Origin of the sequence: Verrucosispora sp. FIM060022 (assembly GCF_003977705.1) — a bacterium.
Classification (GTDB): Bacteria; Actinomycetota; Actinomycetes; order Mycobacteriales; family Micromonosporaceae; genus Micromonospora; species Micromonospora gifhornensis.
Window position 1 is genome coordinate 103,773 of the sequence record NZ_RQIV01000001.1, and the last position, 16,220, is coordinate 119,992.

13 protein-coding genes are annotated in these 16,220 nt (G+C 72.6%); 7 read left to right on the forward strand and 6 right to left on the reverse strand.

All coding sequences use genetic code 11. The annotated features are described in order from the left end of the window. Positions 1–10: 10 nt before the first annotated feature. Positions 11–1,810: an AMP-dependent synthetase/ligase gene (locus EG812_RS00455; RefSeq protein ID WP_126711053.1), complete on the reverse strand. Its 1,800-nt coding sequence runs from the start codon at positions 1,808–1,810 to the stop codon at positions 11–13. 146 nt (positions 1,811–1,956) lie between these two features. Here EG812_RS00455 and EG812_RS00460 point away from each other — a divergent pair, with 146 nt between their 5' ends. From EG812_RS00460 to EG812_RS00485, 6 genes are all read left to right on the forward strand, one after another. Continuing rightward, positions 1,957–2,412, forward strand: a complete 456-nt coding sequence (locus EG812_RS00460) for an SRPBCC family protein (protein ID WP_102659485.1) — start codon at positions 1,957–1,959, stop codon at positions 2,410–2,412. A 40-nt stretch (positions 2,413–2,452) separates the two neighbouring features. After that, entirely contained in the window at positions 2,453–3,127 is a 675-nt protein-coding gene (locus EG812_RS00465) for a hypothetical protein (protein WP_126710441.1), read from the forward strand. Between the two features lie 70 nt (positions 3,128–3,197). Further along, a complete protein-coding gene (locus EG812_RS00470) occupies positions 3,198–4,145 on the forward strand; it encodes an ROK family glucokinase (protein ID WP_013735145.1) in 948 nt (315 codons plus the stop codon). 1 nt (position 4,146) lies between these two features. Beyond that, on the forward strand, positions 4,147–4,857 hold the full coding sequence (locus EG812_RS00475; RefSeq protein WP_013735144.1) for an endonuclease/exonuclease/phosphatase family protein: 711 nt from the start codon (positions 4,147–4,149) through the stop codon (positions 4,855–4,857). Positions 4,858–4,950: 93 nt separating this feature from the next. Next, complete coding sequence (locus EG812_RS00480; RefSeq protein ID WP_126710442.1) at positions 4,951–6,357, forward strand: flavin-containing monooxygenase; 1,407 nt, start codon at positions 4,951–4,953, stop codon at positions 6,355–6,357. Between the two features lie 5 nt (positions 6,358–6,362). Beyond that, entirely contained in the window at positions 6,363–7,187 is an 825-nt protein-coding gene (locus EG812_RS00485) for an alpha/beta hydrolase (RefSeq protein ID WP_126710443.1), read from the forward strand. Positions 7,188–7,259: 72 nt separating this feature from the next. Here EG812_RS00485 and EG812_RS00490 read toward each other — a convergent pair whose 3' ends face one another. The 4 genes from EG812_RS00490 to EG812_RS00505 all read right to left on the reverse strand — a co-directional run bounded on the left by EG812_RS00490 (position 7,260) and on the right by EG812_RS00505 (position 15,019). Next, positions 7,260–8,672 carry an alpha,alpha-trehalose-phosphate synthase (UDP-forming) gene (locus EG812_RS00490; RefSeq protein ID WP_043725346.1) on the reverse strand — a complete coding sequence of 471 codons (1,413 nt, stop codon included), beginning with the start codon at positions 8,670–8,672 and terminating at the stop codon, positions 7,260–7,262. 177 nt (positions 8,673–8,849) lie between these two features. Further along, complete coding sequence (locus tag EG812_RS00495) at positions 8,850–9,698, reverse strand: DUF308 domain-containing protein (RefSeq protein ID WP_126710444.1); 849 nt, start codon at positions 9,696–9,698, stop codon at positions 8,850–8,852. Positions 9,699–9,906: 208 nt separating this feature from the next. Further along, a complete protein-coding gene (locus tag EG812_RS00500; protein WP_233579327.1) occupies positions 9,907–11,328 on the reverse strand; it encodes a serine hydrolase domain-containing protein in 1,422 nt (473 codons plus the stop codon). A 64-nt stretch (positions 11,329–11,392) separates the two neighbouring features. Continuing rightward, positions 11,393–15,019 (reverse strand): ATP-binding protein, encoded by a 3,627-nt coding sequence (locus EG812_RS00505; RefSeq protein ID WP_013735138.1) that lies wholly within the window; start codon positions 15,017–15,019, stop codon positions 11,393–11,395. A gap of 177 nt (positions 15,020–15,196) precedes the next feature. Here EG812_RS00505 and EG812_RS00510 point away from each other — a divergent pair, with 177 nt between their 5' ends. Beyond that, positions 15,197–15,394 (forward strand): hypothetical protein, encoded by a 198-nt coding sequence (locus EG812_RS00510; protein WP_162097625.1) that lies wholly within the window; start codon positions 15,197–15,199, stop codon positions 15,392–15,394. Positions 15,395–15,481: 87 nt separating this feature from the next. Here the strand turns inward: EG812_RS00510 and EG812_RS00515 are convergent, their stop codons facing one another. After that, positions 15,482–16,174: a Crp/Fnr family transcriptional regulator gene (locus EG812_RS00515; RefSeq protein WP_013735136.1), complete on the reverse strand. Its 693-nt coding sequence runs from the start codon at positions 16,172–16,174 to the stop codon at positions 15,482–15,484. Positions 16,175–16,220 lie beyond the last annotated feature (46 nt).

Here is a 16,220-nt window from a genome sequence, read left to right on the forward strand (position 1 = left end):
CGGATGGTAGTCAGCCGCGGTAGATGTCTGCGATTTCCGCCGCGTACGTCTTGTGGACAACTTGACGCTTGACCTTCATCGACGGGGTCAATTCGCCGGTGGCCTCGGTGAAGTCCTGAGGCAGGATACGCCACACCTTGATCGCCTCGGCCTTGGAGACCGACTGGTTGGCCAGGTCCACCGCGCTCTGGATCTCCGCCCGCAGTCCCTCGTGCTCGCGCAGCGTCTCGGCGCTGGTGTCGGCGGGCAGGCCGACCGACTCCAACCAGGCCGGTAGCGCCTCCTCGTCGAGGGTGATCAACGCGGCGATGAACGGCTGCCGGTCGCCCACCACGACGCACTGGCTGATCAGCTGGTGGGCTCGTACCTGGTCCTCCAGCACGGCCGGGGCGACGTTCTTGCCGCTGGCCGTCACGATGATCTCCTTCTTCCGGCCGGTGATGGTCAGGTAGCCGTCACCGTCCAGCGATCCGAGGTCTCCGGTGCGGAACCAGCCGTCGGAGCTGATCGCCTCGGCGGTCGCCTCGTCGTTGCGCCAGTACCCCTGGAAGACGATGTCACCGGCGATGAGCACCTCGCCGTCGTCGGCGATCCGGATGGTCACCCCGGGCAGCGGCCGACCGACCGTACCGATGCGGGTGAAGCCCGGCAGGTTCGCCGACGCCGCCGGGGAGGTCTCGGTCAGGCCGTACCCCTCGCAGACCGGCACGCCGACGCCCCGGAAGAAGTGGCCCAACCGGGCGCCGAGCGGTGCCCCACCGGAGATCGCGTCCCGGCAGCGTCCGCCGAGCGCTGCCCGCAGCTTGCCGTAGACCAGCTTGTCGAAGAGTGCGTGCTGGACCCGCAGCGCCAGACCCGGCCCGGCGGAGGTCTCCAGCGCCTCGCTGTAGGCGATGGCGACCGCCTCGGCCCGGGCGAAGATCTTGCCCTTGCCGGCGGCCTCGGCCTTCTGCTTCGCGCCGTTGTAGACCTTTTCGAAGACCCGGGGTACGGACAGCACGAAGGTGGGTTTGATCTCTTGCAGCTCGGGGACCAGGTTCTTGACGTCCGAGCAGTGCGCCATGGTGGCCCGGGCCTGCACCACGCCGATCTGGATGAGCCGGGCGAAGGCGTGCGCCAGCGGCAGGAAGAGCAGCGTGGAGGCGTTCGGGCCGAACAGGTTCGGCAGTACCGGCACCGCGTTGGCGATGTCGGAGTACATGTTGCGGTGGGTGAGCACGCAACCCTTGGGGCGGCCGGTGGTGCCGCTGGTGTAGATGATTGTCGCGATGTCCACCGACCGCAGCCCGGCGCGCCGCTGCTCGATCTCGGCGGGCTCCACCGTGCTGCCCGTGGTCATCAGCTCGTCGATCCCGCCGAGGTCGATCTGCCACAGGTGTGCCAGCTCGGGCAGCCGGTCGCGGACGCCGGCCACCAGGGTGGCGTGCGCGGTCGACTCCACCACGGCGGCCACCGCGCCGGAGTCGGCCAGGATCCAGGCGGCCTGTTCGGCGCTGGAGGTCTCGTAGACCGGCACGGTGACCGCACCGGCGGCCCAGATCGCGTAGTCGACAAGGGTCCACTCGTAGCGGGTCCGGCTCATCAGCGCGACCCGGTCACCGGGCCGGACGCCGGCGGCGACCAGGCCGCGGGCGACCGCGACGACCTCGTCGCGGAACTGGCGGCAGGTGACGTCCACCAGGCCGCCCTGGGAGTCGCGGCGGATGAACTGCACCGCGTCCGGCGCGACCTCGGCGTTCTCCCAGACGGGATCGGTGAGGTTGGCCGAGTCGCCGACGGTGACGATCGGCGGGACGGAGAACTCGCGCACCTGCACTCCCTCGTGCTTGCACTGGCCGGTCCGGGTGCCACCGGCGGGTCTGCTCATCTCGAAACCTACCTGCCCCGCCGCTGGCGAGCACATCGCAGGTGGGGCGGCGCGGCACGACCGGCTCCCGGGGCGGGTAGCCTCCCCCCATGGCGGACTCCTCCACCCAGTCGATCACCATTGCCGCGTCACCGGACCAGGTGGCGGCGGTCATCTGTGACTTCCCGAGCTATCCCCGGTGGACCGACGCGATGCGCGAGGTCGAGGTCATCGAGGAGTACGAGGACGGTTACGCCAGCCAGGTCCGTTTCGTCCTGGACGCCGGCGTGCTGGCCGACGAGTACGTGCTGGAGTACGCCTACGCCGAGGACCTGTCCCGCATCGAGTGGCACCTGGTGACACCGTCGAAGATGCAGAGGCTCCAGCGCGGGTCGTACGACCTGGTCGGTAATGCCGACGGGAGCACCACCGTGACCTACACCCTGGAGGTGGAACTCGCGGTCGGGATGCTCGGAATGTTCCGGCGCAAGGCCGAGAAGATGATCATGGATACCGCGTTGAAGCAGCTCAAGCGCCGGGTAGAAGCAACTGGTTCGGCGCAGTGACGCGTCCGGCGGCGCGGTCGCCACGGTAGAGGAGCCCACGATGGGTGCAACGGATCCGGGTTCGGCCCGACAGGAGGCGGAGCGGCTGGTCGCCACTCTGCTGGCCAGCGCGCGGTTGGCCGCCGGCAACCCCGGCACAGGGCCGCTGGGCTCACTGAGCGGGATCATGACCAGTGTCCTCGGTCACAACGACTCGTCCGAGGAGCCCGGGGGCGCAACCGGCCCGGGTTTCGCCACTGGTGCGCCGGAATGCTGTGTCTGCCCGGTCTGCCGGGGAATCGCCGCGTTACGCGATCCGAGTCCGGAATTCGCCGAGAGGTTGGCCACCGGCGCGGGCGATCTGGCCGCCGGACTGGCGAGCTTTCTGCGGGCCTTCGCCCCGCCCGAGACGCCCGACGACCCCTCCAGCGGCCCGGGCGGGGACCCGGACAGCGACCACGTGTGGCGCGAGGCGACCCGTACCGGGCATGATTCTCAGCCGGCACCGGATCGGCACGTCTGGACCGCCGCGACGCGAGCGGAAGAGGGTGCCGTCCCGGCCGTCCCGCCCGTCGATGCCGCCGGGCCGGTCGCGGACGCCGTAGGCCCGACGCCGGAGACCGGCCGCCCGGTGGTGCCCGCCTCACGGACGCCGGACGGCGAGCGCCGGACCGCGTCGGAGGCCGCGGCGCCCACCAGCGCCGAGCAGCAGGGCGCAGCAGGCGACGAAGCCTGATCTCAGGACGACCCGCACCACCGGCCAGGGCGCAGGTACGCGCGGGGCACAGCAGAGGGGAGTGGCAGCGGTGACGCTGACCATCGGAGTCGACGTGGGTGGCACGAAGGTGGCCGGCGGTGTCGTCGACGACACCGGCACGGTGCTGGTGCAGACCCGACGGGACACCCCCGCCGACGACGTGGGCAAGACCCGCGACGTCATCACCGAACTGGTCGCCGAACTGGCCGCCGGACACGACATCCAGGCGGTCGGCATCGGCGCGGCCGGGTGGATCGACGCCAGCCGCTCGACCGTGCTGTTCGCCCCGAACCTGGCCTGGCGGGACGAGCCGCTGCGGGCGTACGTCAGCGCGGCGGTCGGCCTGCCGGTGATCGTCGAGAACGACGGCAACGTGGCCGCCTGGGCGGAGTTCCGCTACGGCGCGGCCCGCAACGCCGACGACTCGATGGTCATGTTCACCATCGGCACCGGCGTCGGCGGCGGCATCGTGCTCGGCGGTGACCTGGTCCGGGGTGCCAACGGCATCGCCGCCGAACTGGGTCACATGCTCACCGTCCCGGACGGGCACCAGTGCGGCTGCGGTCGGCTCGGCTGCATCGAGCAGTACGCCAGCGGCAGCGCCCTGGTGCGCTTCGCCCGCGCTGCGGCCCGGCAGGAGCCGCAGCGGGCCACCGCGCTGCTGGAACTCGCCGACGGCGAGGCCGAGGCGATCACCGGCCCGATGGTGACCGCCGCGGCCAAGAGCGGCGACCCGGTCTCCGCCGAGGCGTTCGCCCAGGTCGGGCGCTGGCTCGGCACCAGCATGGCGGACATGGCGCAGATGCTCGACCCGCAGGTGCTGGTCGTCGGCGGTGGCGTCATCGACGCCGGTGAGCTGCTGATGGGCCCGACCCGGCGGTCGTACGCCGAGTCGCTCGCCCAGCGCAGCCGGTTGCCGGTGGCCGAGATCCGCCCTGCGGAGTTGGGTAACGCGGCCGGGGTGATCGGCGCGGCCGACCTGGCCCGGCGGATCTGAGGTGGCCGACGCCTCCTGCGGCGTGCCGCTGCGCGTCGTGTCGTACAACGTGCACGGCCAGCGTGACGACGTCGCCGCGCTGGCCACGGTCGTCCGCCAGCTGGCACCCGACGTCCTGATCGTGCAGGAGGGGCCGCGCCGGTTCGGTTGGCGCGCGAAGTCGGCCACGCTGGCCGCCTCGTTCGGTCTCGTGGTCGCCGCCGGCGGGTTGCCGGCGCTGGGCAACCTGCTCCTGGTCAGCCTGCGGGTACGGGTGACCGGGGTGCGGCATCAGCGCTTCCCGCTGACCCCCGGCCGGCACATGCGCGGTGCCGCGTACGCCGACTGCGTGGTGGGTGGCCCGGCCCGCTTCACGGTGGCCGGCTCACACCTGGCCACCGACCCGGTCGAACGGCCCGACCAGGCGAAACTGTTCAAGCGCGAGTTGGACGTCGCGCCGTTGCCGGTGATCGCGGCGGCCGACCTCAACGAGGAACCGGACGGCCCGGCCTGGTGCACCGTCGCGCACGGACTGACCGACGCGGCGGTGGCGGCGGACCGGGCCGACCGGCTCACCTACTCCTGCGCGGACCCCCGGCGACGCATCGACGGGGTCTTCGTCGACCCCCGGATCACCGTGGTCGACTACGACGTGCTGGACACCCCGCTGAGCCGCCGCGCCAGCGACCATTTTCCGATCGTCGTCGACCTGCTCCTACCCGTCGCCGACTGAGCTGCGGCGCTCGGACGGGCTGGACATACCGCGCGGATGTGGAGAGGATTTCGCGCGACCCGGCAGGCGTGCCGAGACGAAGGAGATCCCCCGGTGCCCACCCCCACCGAGCACGGCCGGCCCGATGCGGAGACGACCACACTGGCGCGCAGCCACGACGGTCGCCCGATCGCCGACCGGGGCGACACCGTCTGCGTCATCGGCGCCGGAGCCAGCGGCCTGACCGCCATCAAGAACCTCGCCGAGCACGGCTTCGGTGTCGACTGCTACGAGCGGGAGACCGGCATCGGCGGTGCCTGGAACTGGCGGCACGACCGTAGCCCGGTGTACGCCAGCACCCACCTGATCTCGTCGCGGCCGTTCACCCAGTTCCCCGACTTCCCGATGCCGGACGACTGGCCGGACTATCCGCACCACAGCCAGCTGCTGTCCTATTTCGAGCGCTACGCCGACCACTTCGACCTGCGCCGACACATCTGGTTCGGCACCGAGGTGGTGCGCATCGAGCCGGTAGCCGGTGACCGGTGGGACGTCACCACCCGCAGCACCGGCGGCTACGGCCCCGAACGCACCTCCCGGTACGCCGCCGTGCTGATCGCCAACGGGCACAACTGGTCGCCGAAGCTGCCCCGCTACGACGGGTTGGAGCAGTTCCGGGGCGAGGTCATGCATGCCTCGTCCTACAAGGACCCGGCGCAGTTGCGCGGCAAGCGGGTGCTGGTGGTGGGTGCCGGCAACACCGGCTGCGACATCGCCGTGGAGGCCGCTCAGCAGGCCTCACACTGCTGGCACTCCACCCGCCGGGGCTACTGGTACGCCCCCAAGTACGTCTTCGGTCGTCCGGCCGACCAGGTCAACGACACCCTGCTGGCGCTGCGGGTGCCACTGCGACTGCGCCAGTGGCTCTACCACCGCACGTTGCGGCTGACCGTCGGTGACCTGACCCGCTTCGGTCTGCCCGCACCGGACCACCGGGTGTACGAGACCCACCCGATCGCCAACAGCCAGCTGGTCTACCACGTCGGCCACGGCGCGATCACCCCGGTGCCGGACGTCGCGCGGCTGCATCCGCACTCGGTGGAGTTGACCGACGGTCGGCAGATCGACCCGGAGCTGGTCGTCTTCGCCACCGGCTACCTGCCGCGCTTCGAGTTCCTGGACGCGAAGATCCTCGGTGACGACGAGGGCGTGGGACGCCCCCGGTTGTGGCTCAACGCGTTCGTGCCGAACCATCCGACCCTCGCCGTCGCCGGCCTGCTCCAGCCGGACTCCGGCCTGTTCCCGCTGGTGCACTGGCAGGCGGTGCTGTTCGCCCGGCTGTTGCAGGCCCGCATCAACCGTCCGGACCGGGCCGACGCCTTCGCGGGCCGGGTCTCGGCGGGCGCGGGTGAGCGCTACTCGGGACGGGTCAAGGACTCGACCCGGCACTGGTTCGAGGTCGGCCACGTCGACTACCTGCGCGCCCTGGAGCGTGCGCTGCGTGACCTGGAGGGCAAGTGACGCAGGTGAGCGAGCGGCCGCGGATCGTGCGCGGCTGGGAGTGGGCCCGTCCGGTCCGGCCGGTACGGCGGGAGGTGCTCAGCGCCGCCCCCGAACTGGAGGAGGGGCAGCCGCCGCTGTTGTTCGTACCGGGCTTCGGGCACGGCGCCTGGGCGTATGCCGAGCACTGGCTCGGGCACACCGCCTCCCGGGGATTCCCGGCGTACGCGGTGAGCCTGCGCGGGCACGGCGGCAGCGGCCCGGCGCCGGAGGCGGACCTGCGGGCGTACGCACACGACGTGGTCCAGGCGGCGGCGGGCCTGCCGCGCCAGGCGGTGCTTGTGGGGCACGGCGCCGGGGCGCTTGTGGTGGCGCACGCCCTGGCCCGCTACCCGGCCCGGGCGGCGGTGCTGGTGGCCCCGGTGTTCGGTGGCTGGGCGGGCCTGGGCGCGGCGCTGCGCCGCAACCCGGTCGGCACCCTGCCGGCGGTGTTCGGCGGCGGCCTGCGGCCCCGTCGAAGCCAGCTGTTCAGCCGGGAACTGCCCGAGGCCGAGGCCCGGCGGTACACCGCCCGGCTGGGTCGGGCCGCCCGACGTGCCCAGTGGCAACTGCTCACCGGTGCCGACCCGGAACCGCCGGTGGGCCGCCCGCCGGTGCTGGTGCTGGGCAGCCCCGACGACCGGGTGGTGCCGGCGACGGCGCTGACCCGCGCGGCCCGGCGTTACGGCTCGGCCCCGCTGCTCTTTCCGGGCATGGGACACGACCTGATGCTGGACGCCCGGTGGCAGGAGCCGATCGACGCCATCCTCGACTGGCTGCGCAAACACCCCGGCCGCACCGGCCGACCCTGATCGGGCCGTCGGGTCCGCCCTGATCGGGGCGGCGGGCCGACCCACGCAGTCGGGTCGGCCCGGTGGCTCGGCCTAGCCGCCGAGCCGGGTGAGCAGCAACCCGGTCTGGTCCAGGGTGGACAGGTAGGAACGGGCCCAGGCGCGGATGTCGTGCTCCCGCAGGTGCGCGCGCATGGCCTGCATCCGCGCCCGCACGTCGGCCGGCTCGGCGCGCAGCGCCGCGAGCAACCCCTGCTTGAGCCCCTCCAGGTCGTGCGGGTTGACCAGGTACGCCTGCGACAGTTCGGCGGCGGCCCCGGCGAACTCGCTGAGCAGCAACGCGCCGGCGTCGTCCACCCGGGCGGCCACGTACTCCTTGGCGACCAGGTTCATCCCGTCCCGCAGCGGGGTCACCGCCATCACGTCCGCGATCCGGTAGAGCGCGGCCAGTTCGGTCCGGTCGAACGGCTGGGTGAGGTAGTGGATCGCCGGCTCGCCCACCCGGCCGAACTCGCCGTTGATCCGTCCGACCTCGCGTTCGACCCGGTCGCGGAGGATCTGGTACTGACCGACCCGTTCCCGGCTGGGCACCGCCACCTGCACCAGGACCGTGTCGCGGACCTTGACGTGTCCACCTTCGAGCAACTCGCTGTACGCCTTGAGTCGCTGCTCGATGCCCTTGGTGTAGTCCATCCGGTCGACACTGAGGATGACCTGGTCCGGGCTGCCGAGGTCGTGCCGCAGCCGGCGGGCCCGGTCGACCACCTCGGGTCGGCCGGCGAGCGCCGCCATCTCGGCGGTGTCGATGGAGACCGGAAACGCTCCGATGCGGACGATCCGGTCCTCGACCGCGATCCGTCGGTCGGTGGCCGGCAGACCAAGCACCTTGGTCACCAGTTGGGCGAAGTTGTGCGCGGCCTGAGCCCGCTGGAAGCCGACCAGATCCGCGCCGAGCATCCCGTGCAGCAGTTCGGCGCGGCGCGGCAACTGCATGAACAGCTCCGGCGGCGGAAACGGCACGTGCAGGAAGAAACCGATGCGCAGGTCGGGCCGCAGGGCGCGGAGCAGGCCCGGCACCAGTTGCAGGTGGTAGTCCTGCACCCAGACCACCGCGCCCTTCTCGGCGACCTGGGCGGTGGCCTCGGCGAAGCGCTGGTTGACCCGCTGGTACGCGTCCCACCAGCGCCGGTGGTGCTCGGGTTGCTCCACCGCGTCGTGGTAGATCGGCCAGAGGGTCGCGTTCGCGAAACCCTCGTAGTGATCGCGCAGGTCTTCGCTGCTCAACGGCACGGTGTGCATGCGTACCCCGTCGACGTCGGGCAGGGTGGGCGCGGGACCGGTCCCGCCGGCCCAACCGACCCAGGTCGCCGGGGTGTGTCTCAACAGGGGGTGCAGGGCGCTCACCAGGCCACCAGGACTGCGTCGCCACTCGCAGGCGCCGTCGAGCGCCACGTTGTCGTTGATGGGGAGGCGGTTGGCCACCACCACGAGGGAGCTCTGTCGCATCTCGGGCATTCCGATCAGCAGGGGAGTGACCGCCACGAGAAAAGGAACAACCGGGCAGTCGGAGGGTGACGTGACGTACTGTCGGTATTCCTACTGACAGTAAGTTACACCACTGTTACATCCCTGCGCGTAGGCGGTCTGCGTCCCGGTATCCGGGCGGCTACCGGCTCGGCGGGCTCAGACGACCGCCCCGTCGTCGGGATCGCGTTCCTCGTCGCCGGGACGCAGCCGCCACACAAGCGTGACGAACCCGGCGAGGATGCCGGTGAATCCGAGCAGCGTCACCACGCCCCGGTCGGCGGGGACCAGGTCGGGGAAGAGGAACAGCACGAACCCGAGCAGTACGGCGAGCACACCGGCCACCGCGAACTTCGACACCCGGGGCAGCGGTGGGGGCGGGGGCGGCACGTAACGCTCGTCGGCGTCCGGGTCGTCGGGCAGGTCCGCGCCGAAGGTGTCCAGGCCGTCCAGCAGGGAGGGGCCGTCGCCGTCGCGTGGGCCACGGCCCACCGAGACACCGGAGATGTCCGCCGCGTACGGCAACCGGCGTACGCCGGTCGCGGTCGGCCCGGCCGGCTCGTCGGGGCTCGGCAGGGTCGCGGTCGTGGTGGTGCCCGCTCGGCCCGGCGGCTCGTCCACGTCCTCCGCGGCCGGCCAGGGATGCGCCCCGGCGGCCGGGGAGGCGTTGAACCCGGCGACGATCTGAGCCCATTCGGCGTCGATGTCCGGTTCCTCGTTGACCCGCCCCGAGGTGCCCTCGTCGGACAGTTGGTTGAGGTAGTCCCGGGCCGTGCTCAGGTGCGAGCGGTCCACGTAGAGCCGGTCGACCGGCCGAGGCGGGACGGTGGTGGTGCGGGTGACCGGATTCAGATCCGCCGACGGTTGCAGGTACGCGGCGATGCCGCCGGCCGCCAGCACGTCGAGCAGGTGCTCGCCGACGCGCGGATCGACGTCGCCGGCCACGGCGTACTCGTTCGCGTCGATCCCGTTGTCCCGCCGTCCCCGACGGGCTCCACCCGCTGACACCGGACCATCCTCCTCATCGCGCCGCCGGCGCGCCCCGCGTCCAGCCCCTGGGCGCCACCCACACGCCGTGCTCTGAATCGTGACACGTCCGGACCGGGTTCGGGGAGTGCCTTGTGGCGTGGGGTACCCGGGCGCGTCCTGCGTCGCTGGTCGACACGCGGCTCTTTGTCCTTTTGTGCGGCGCGTGCCAGGCGATCCGGCGGGACGGTCAGGCGCAGAGGTTCGCCACGGCGACCCGGACCGGGTCGGGGTTGGCCCAGCTCCAGTTGGGGTGCGCGCGGTTGGTGAGCAGGACGAGCACGATCCGGCGGCCGGGGTGCACGAGAAGCGAGGTGCCGGTGAAGCCGGTGTGTCCGAAGGTGCGACTGGTGGCGAGTTTGCCCATGAACCAGGGCTGGTGCAGCACCACCCCCAGACCATGGTCGGAGGTGCGGTCGGGACGTTCGGCGTCGACGGCGGGCAGGCCGGCGTTGACATTTGTCAGCATCCTCGCGGTGGTCTCCGCAGAGAGGATCCGGGTGCCGCGGTAGGTGCCGCCGTCCAGCAGCAGCTGCCCGATGACGGTGAGGTCGGCGGCGGTGGAGAAGATGCCGGCGTGCCCGGCGATCCCGCCCAGGTGGTTGGCGACGTCGTCGTGCACGGTGCCACGCAGCAGCCCCCGGCTGGAGCGGGCGTCGGTGGCGACGAGTCGGGCGGCCTGGTCGGCGCTGCTGAGCCAGGTCCTGGGGTTGAAACCGGTGTCGCGCAGACCGAGCGGGCCGGTGATGCCGGACTTGAGCGCCTTGTCGAGCCGTTGGCCGGTGACGTGCTCGACGAGTTGGGCGGCGACCATGAGACCGACGCTGGAGTAGCGGAAGACCGTGCCGGGGGTGGCGCCCTTGATCAGCGGGGTGGCCAGCACGGCGGCCCGCCGGGCGGCGTCGTCGGGCAGGCCGGTGACCTTGGCACCGACGGGCAGCCCGCTGGTGTGCGCCAACAGCATGCCGACGGTGACCTTGCTCTTGCCGGTGCCGGTGAAGCCGGGCAGATACTCCACCACGGGGGCGTCGAGGGCGATCCGGCCGGCGTCGACCTGCTGCAAGGTCAGGATGGCGGTGAACACCTTGGTCAGCGAGGCGGTGTCGAAGATCGAGTCGTGGCGCATGGCGACCTGCTTCGACTCGGGCAGCAGCACCGGGCCGGCACCGTAGCGCAGCGCCTTGCCGACCACGGCCCGGGCGACGAGCTTGCCGTCGACCTGCACGTACGCCACCGCGCCCGCGTACGCGGGATGGTTCGGGTTGTGTGCCGTGGGCTTCAGGTGCCGGGTCAGCTCCATGGTCAGGGCCCGACTCAACGGTGACGGCGTGCCGATGCCGGCCTGCCCGCTCAGGCTGCCGTCGGCCGCCGCCTCGGCCGAGCTGCCCGGTGCCGCGCCGAGCGCCTCGCCGGCCGCCGCCGAGGGCGTCGCCGTGGGCGGCGCACTCGACGCCCCGGCGCGGGGACGGTGTGTCGCGGCGGGGCCGGTGGGGGACCCGGTGGCGGCAGCGGCGTCCGGCGTGGACGGCGACGCCGGCTGGCGGCAGCCGGCGACGGCGGCGGTGACCGCGGCCAGGCCGAGCCCGAGCACGGTACGACGGTGCACAGACATGCGCCGCATCATGACAGGCGTGGATCGTCCGACAAAGCCCATCGGCAAGGTCTGGGCAGCCCGGTCAGCTGGCGAGCGGCTGCGCGCCGACCGGGGGGTGGGCCAGGGCGAGCAGGCCCGGTGCGGCGTTGCGGTGGGCGAAGGCGCGTAGCTCGCTCAACAGCGGGCCGGCCGCGGCCGGATCGTCGCCCGCCGTCAACTCCCGTATCGCGAAGGTCAGCGACAACATGCGGTCGGTGACGTCGGGGATGCCGGCGTAGATCTCGGCGGCGGCCAGGTGCAGCTCGGCGGCGTGCCGGTGGTCGCCGTCGGCACCGGTCAGAGCGGCCGTCACGGTCCGCAACGCCGCCTCCGACCAGGGCGTACGGTGACCGACCTGGTCGAGCATGGCGCGTACCCGGGCGGCGGACCGGCGACCGGCGAGGGTGGCCGCCCAACCGACCGCGGCGATCCACTCGCCGCTGGCCAACGCCGGGATCTTCGTCCACGCCTCGGCCAGCTCGTCGACCAGGGCGGCGGCTTCGGCGGTGCGCCCCTGCACCGCCCGGCACAGTGCGCCCATCGCCAGCATCGTCCAGTGCAGCCGGTGGAAGCCGCTGCGCCGGGCGGTGTCCAGCGCGGCCGCCACATCGTCGTACGGTGGCGAGGGCTGTCCCGCCGAGAGCGGTGTGGGGTCGGCGACGTCGGACGCTGAGGCTGCGGCACCGGCAGCCCGCTGCGTCTGCGCCTGCGGCGTGGCGGCCGGCGGCACCGGCTGGCCACGCAGTACCAGCAGGCACGACCGCAGCCCACGGACCTGCATGTCCCAGCTGCCGGTCGGGGTGTCCACGAACGCCTCGGCGGCGGCGAGCAGCCGACCGAAATCGCCCTCGAACCAGGCCCGCATCGCCTCGCCCGAGTAGCTGGTGGTCAGCGTCTGCCCGCTCGCGGTACGGGCCGGGGCGGCCGAGAGCAGCGCGTCGGAGCGCAGCCAGTCGCCCTCCTCCCGCACCGCGTACGCGAGGTTCTGGGTGGCCCGGGGCAGCGCCAGCAGCTGCCGGCCCCGGCTGAACTCGACGATGGCGTACAACTCGTCCAGGCCGGAGCGGTCGCCGGCCTGGTAGCGGGCGGTGGCGGCGGTGATCCGGGCGTTGGTGCGGATCTCGGTCAACCCGAGCCGCTCGCCGATCTCGGCCGCGGTGTCGGCGGCTGTCACCGCCGCGTCCCGCTCGTAGTTGAGCATGTGCAGCCGACCCAGCTCGGCGTAGGCGTCCGCCTTCTGGGCGCTGTCCGGCAGCGGCTCGAACAGCCGTACGGCGTGGTCCAGGCAGGCCAGCGCGGCCTGCCGGTCGGCGCGCAGCCACGCCGCCTGACCCAGCAGCGTCCAGGCCCGCGCCGCGCACGCCTCGTCGCCGTGCGCCAGCAGTCGGTCGGCCAGCGTCTGCACCTGCTCGGGCCCACCACCGGAGAGGAACGCGTTGCCGTCGCGGTAGAACGAGATCTCCGTGCTCAGCAGCTCCAGCTGGAGCCGGCCCACCGGGTCGGAGTCGTCGGCCAGCCCGAGTGCCCGGCCCGCGTGCCCGGCGGCGGCGTCCAACCCGTGCAGGGCGTACGCCCGGCGGGCCGCCCGGTGCAGCGCGGCCCGTGCCGGGCCGGCGTACCGGGTGGTGTCCATGCCCAGCGACCGGGCGATCTCGTGCGCCGCCCAGCGATGATGAGCCAGCACCTCGGCCAGGTCGGTGTCCCGGCTCTGCGACAGCGTGTCCAGCCAGTCCGCCGTGCGCTCGTGCCGGGCCACCCGCTCGGTACGCGGCAACCGCTGGTAACAGACGTCGCGCACCAGCACGTGCCGGAACCGGTACTCCGGCTGGCCGGCCATGGTGGACGCACCCTGCTCGTGCACGAAGTCCCGCTGCTCCAGCCGGCGCAGGGCCCGCTCGACCGCCTCGACCGACTGGCCGACCGCCGCCGCCACCGCGCCCGGCCAGAACTGCACCCCGACCACGGCCGCCGCCAGCAGCACCGCCCGTTCCTTCGCGTCGAGCAGGTCGACCCGGTTGGCGATGACCGCGTGCACGCTCTCCGGCATCGGCAGGTCGAGGTGCTTCTCCAGCGACCAGCCCCGCCCCGACTGGCGCAACGCGCCCTGCTCGATCAGCATCCGGACGTACTCGTGGGCGTAGAGCGGGTTGCCGCCGGCCACCTCGATCAGCGGGGTGAGCAGGTCGGCGGAGAAGGCGGCCTGGCCGAACATGTGCGCGTACAACGCGGCGATGCCGGTGTCGCGCAACGGCGGCAGGGTGATCGTCACCGAGCCGGTGATCGTCCCCGCCCAGCTCGGGTCCCGGTCGACCAGCTCGGGACGGGCGGTGCAGAGTAGCAGCAGCGGCACGTCCCGGGCCGCCGCGCCGAGCAGTTCCACGAAGCGCAGCATCGCGTCGTCGGCCCAGTGCAGATCCTCGAAGACCAGCACGGTGGGACGGCGGGCGGCCAGCGCCAACAGGAACCGCCGCCACGCCGACTCCGCCTCCTCGGCCGGCAGCGGGGTGCCCGCCAGGCCGACCAGCGGGCGCAGCGCGTCCGCTACCCGGTCTCGCTCGCCGGGGCCGACCAGCTCGCCGACGGCCGCGGCGAGCCGCTGCGCGGCGGTCCCGGCCGGGTCGGTGTCGAGGATGCCCGCCTCGGCCTTGACGATGTCGGCCAGCGCGGCGAACGTGACGTTCTCGCCGAACGGTGGGCAGCGCCCGATCCGCCAGGTCAACGGCTCGTCCACCAGTCGGTCGGTGTGCCGGTGCAGCTCCCGGACCAGCCGGCTCTTGCCGATGCCGGCCCGTCCGAAGACGGTCACCACCTGGGGTCGGCGGTCGCGCAGACTGCGGTGCAGCGCGTTGACCAGCATGCCCAGCTCATGTTCGCGGTCGATAAGCGGGGTGGCGTCCGGTTCCCGGTCGGCGGGCTGCTGGCGTACCGCGGCCAGGGCCAGCCACACCTCGGTCGGTGCGCTGCGCCCGCGCAGGGTGACCGGCGGCTGCTCCGCGTAGCGGATGGTGTCGCGGGTCAGCGCGTGCGTGGTGCCGTCGACCAGCACCCCGCCCGGCGGTGCCACGGACTGCAACCGGGAGGCGGTGTTGACCACGTCGCCGGCCACGATCGCCTGCCCACCGTCGCGGGCGGCGGCCACGTCGACAAGCGCCTCGCCGGTGGCCACCCCCACCCGGAAGCGCAGCCCGTCGGTGCCGGTGGGCGTGAAACGGGTGAGCACCCGTTGCAACTCCAGGCCGGCCCGGACGCACCGCAGCGCGTCGGTCTCGGTGGCCACCGGCGCGCCGAACAGCGCCATCACCGCGTCGCCGATGTACTTCTCCACCACTCCGCCGTACTGGCCGACCACTCGCCGGGCGGCGGAGAAGAACCCGGTCTGCATGCCCCGGACCAGCTCCGGGTCGGCCCGCTCGACGTACGGGGTGAAGTCGATCAGGTCGACGAAGAGCACGCTGACCCGGCGGCGGTCCTCCTGCGGGATCGCCGGGGCACGATCGTTGCCGGCCCGGGGCGCCCCGCAGGAGGTGCAGAACGCCACGTCGGGCGCGAGTGGGCGCAGGCAGTGCGGGCAGACGGCACCGAGCTCCGCGCCGCAGCCACCGCAGAAGCGGTCACCGTCGGCGGCGGTGCGTCCACAGCGATCACACTGAGTGGCGATGACACCCTCCACTGGTGAGCCCCGACGCGGGGCGCACGACCGAGTATCGCTGCCCAGCCCAGTGTCGGGTACCGGGCTGTTGGCTTGTGGACACTCCACCGGGCAGTGCGCTCCGTGGCGCAACGGCTAGATTCAGGCAACCGATTCGTTGATCGTTATCAGAGGGGGGACAGCCTCATGGTGTACGTCATGTTGAGCAGCGACTGGACCGACGGTAACGGCGTCACCCACTTGGCCGGGGACACGGTGGATGTGGACGCCGCGACCCTCGCTCAGCTTCAGGCCCAGGGCATCGTCGGTGAGGTGCCGGGCAAGGGCAAGGACGGCACGGACTGGGCCGGGCCGGGCGGCACCGACTGGGCCGGGCCCGGGAGCACCAAGCCCTGACCGAGCTGACACACGGGCGGCGTCGGGACCTGTTCCCGGCGCCGCCTTCGTGTTCCGGCTTCGGTGATCAGTGCGCGCGGCTGCCGGTCAGCGGTCGCTCATGCCGGCGCGGCGGCGCAGCGCCGGCACGTCGGTGACCACGATCCGGCGGCCCTCGGTACGCAGCCAGCCCCGGTTGGCGAACGATCCGATCGCCTGGTTGACGCTCTGCCGGGAACCGCCGGCCATCTCCGCGAGCTGGCTCTGGTTCAGCTCGATGGTGATCATCGGGGCCTGGCTCTCGCCGGCGAGCCGCACCAACGTCTTGGCGACCCGGCCGGGCAGGTCGAGGAAGACATGGTCGGCGTTCTGCTCGGTCAGCCGGCGGATGAGCGCGCCGAGGGACCGCATCACCGCGTCGAGGATGCGCGGGTTCGAGTGCACCAACTCCATGAAGGCGCCCCGGGACAGGGCCAGGGCGGTGCAGTCCTCGATCGCCTCGGCCGAGGCGGACCGGGTGGAGGCGTCCAGCAGCGAGACCTCACCGAGCACGTCCGGTGGTCGGATCACCGACAACACGGCCCGTTCGCCGGTCGGCGCGGTGCGGAACACCGCCACCGCACCCCTGCGCAGCACGATCAGCGACTCGCCCGGGTCGTTCTCCACGAACAGCAACTGACCCTTGCGATATGTCCGGGGCACCGCGGCGGCGATCACACGCTGGCGTACCTCGGGTTCCAGCCCGGCGAACATCTCCACACCGGTGAGAGCGTCGCCCGGCTCTGGCAGGCGCATCTCCACGGCCCCACCCCTCCCCGGTCAAGGACCCAACTCGCTCACCGGGTGA

Bases quoted from the DNA above. Each gene is read 5' to 3' on its own strand.
- EG812_RS00460 (WP_102659485.1), top strand. From the start codon at position 1,957: ATGGCGGACTCCTCCACCCAGTCGATCACCATTGCCGCGTCACCGGAC.
- EG812_RS00510 (WP_162097625.1), top strand. From the start codon at position 15,197: ATGTTGAGCAGCGACTGGACCGACGGTAACGGCGTCACCCACTTGGCC.
- EG812_RS00490 (WP_043725346.1), bottom strand. From the start codon at position 8,672: ATGCGACAGAGCTCCCTCGTGGTGGTGGCCAACCGCCTCCCCATCAAC.
- EG812_RS00465 (WP_126710441.1), top strand. From the start codon at position 2,453: ATGGGTGCAACGGATCCGGGTTCGGCCCGACAGGAGGCGGAGCGGCTG.
- EG812_RS00500 (WP_233579327.1), bottom strand. From the start codon at position 11,328: ATGTCTGTGCACCGTCGTACCGTGCTCGGGCTCGGCCTGGCCGCGGTC.